The organism is Chitinivibrionales bacterium (assembly GCA_035516255.1).
GTDB lineage: Bacteria > Fibrobacterota > Chitinivibrionia > Chitinivibrionales > FEN-1185 > FEN-1185.
Genome location: DATJAL010000058.1, coordinates 1 through 1,454 on the forward strand (window position 1 = coordinate 1; position 1,454 = coordinate 1,454).

Consider the following 1,454-nt stretch of genomic DNA (forward strand, 5'->3'; position numbering starts at 1 on the left):
TCGTAGCGGCGCGAAAAGGTTGGAAATGAAAGACAAGCATCTTTGGATTCTCGTGCCGCCGTTTTGCGGGCTGGCGTTTTTGTTTATTTTCTATTGGCACGAGCGGTGGTCGTGGATGCGGTGGATTGGCGCGGGGATGATTGTCGCCGGGTTCGCGTTTTGGACCGTCGCGCATGTGCAGCTTGGGGCGTCGTTTACGGCGAGCGCGCAGGCGCGGAAGCTTGTTACACGCGGGCTTTATTCGCGGATCCGGAATCCGATTTATGTGTTTGGATCTATTGGCATCGCTGGGATCTTTTTGTTCTTGCAGAGGCCTTGGTTGTTGCTGGTCTTTCTGGGGTTGATCCCCATGCAGATTTTTCGTGCGCGGAATGAAGCGCGGGTTTTGGAAAATGCGTTTGGGGAAGATTATCGGGAGTATCGGAAGAAGACTTGGTTCTAACGTGATGATTTTCCGCGGTTGAGTGGGAGCGTTGATCGGGAGGCGAGGTCGCCGGAGGGCGCGTCGATTGCTTCGCAATCGCATAGCGATTGACCGGCGCCCCTACGGGATGGACTTTTTGGTTTGGTGGGAGGCAAATTGGCATGTTGAGGCCTCACCTCTGAAATGGTGAGTTACATGCATTGCACATTAAAATTATTGCGGAGCAGATTGGTTCCTGGAGGATGGCGTGAGTGATGTAGCTGATTTTCCTTACGAGACGCGGTTGAATATTTTGTATAAGCCGCTGGAAATTGTGGATGAAAAGGCGCTCGCGGATGCTTGTGAATATAAGTGGTACAACCAGACTTTGTGCCAGGTGAACGCGTCGGTGGTGCGGATCGGCGTGTTCCAGGGTGAATACCATTGGCACAAGCATGAGGCGGATGATGAATTTTTCTATGTGGTTGAAGGACAACTTTTAATCGATCTCGAGGGGCGGACGGTGGAATTGGCGCCGCGGCAGGGATTTGTGGTGCCGAAGGGCGTTGTGCACCGGACGCGGGCGCTGCAGCGGACGGTGGTCTTGATGTTCGAGAATGCTGGGATTATTCCTACCGGGAATTAGCAATGGTTGTGCGGGCTTAATTCTTACTAAGCCGACCTGAGCCGGCAACTTGAGGTGGCAAAAAGCGTGAAAATCCCGTAAAATTTAGGTTTGACTCGATAGAGCTGGCCCCACCTGAGCGGGTCTGCCGGGAAATGCGAATATGAATCCTATACTTGCGAAAGCACAACATGCGCAACTGCGCAAAGACTTGCCGCACTTCCGCCCGGGCGATACGGTGCGGGTAAACGTGCGATTGAAGGAAGGCGATAAAGAGCGCGTCCAACCGTTTGAGGGCGTGGTGATGCAGAGGCGCGGGGAGCTGGCGGGGGCGAGTTTTACGGTGCGGCGCGTGAGTTTCGGGATTGGCGTGGAGAGGATTTTTCCGCTGCATTCGCCGATGATCAGCACGATTGAGGTGGTGAG

Annotated in this window: 3 protein-coding genes; all 3 read left to right on the plus strand. The window is 54.1% G+C overall.

The window, feature by feature from the left end:
* The coding region (locus VLX68_17320; protein ID HUI94004.1) for an isoprenylcysteine carboxylmethyltransferase family protein at positions 1-442 on the plus strand (442 nt) is incomplete at its 5' end.
* A gap of 229 nt (positions 443-671) precedes the next feature.
* The gene (locus VLX68_17325; protein HUI94005.1) at positions 672-1,049 is read left to right on the plus strand and encodes a cupin domain-containing protein; all 378 of its coding nucleotides are present in this window, start codon (positions 672-674) and stop codon (positions 1,047-1,049) included.
* A 142-nt stretch (positions 1,050-1,191) separates the two neighbouring features.
* The coding region (rplS, locus tag VLX68_17330; protein ID HUI94006.1) for a 50S ribosomal protein L19 at positions 1,192-1,454 on the plus strand (263 nt) is incomplete at its 3' end.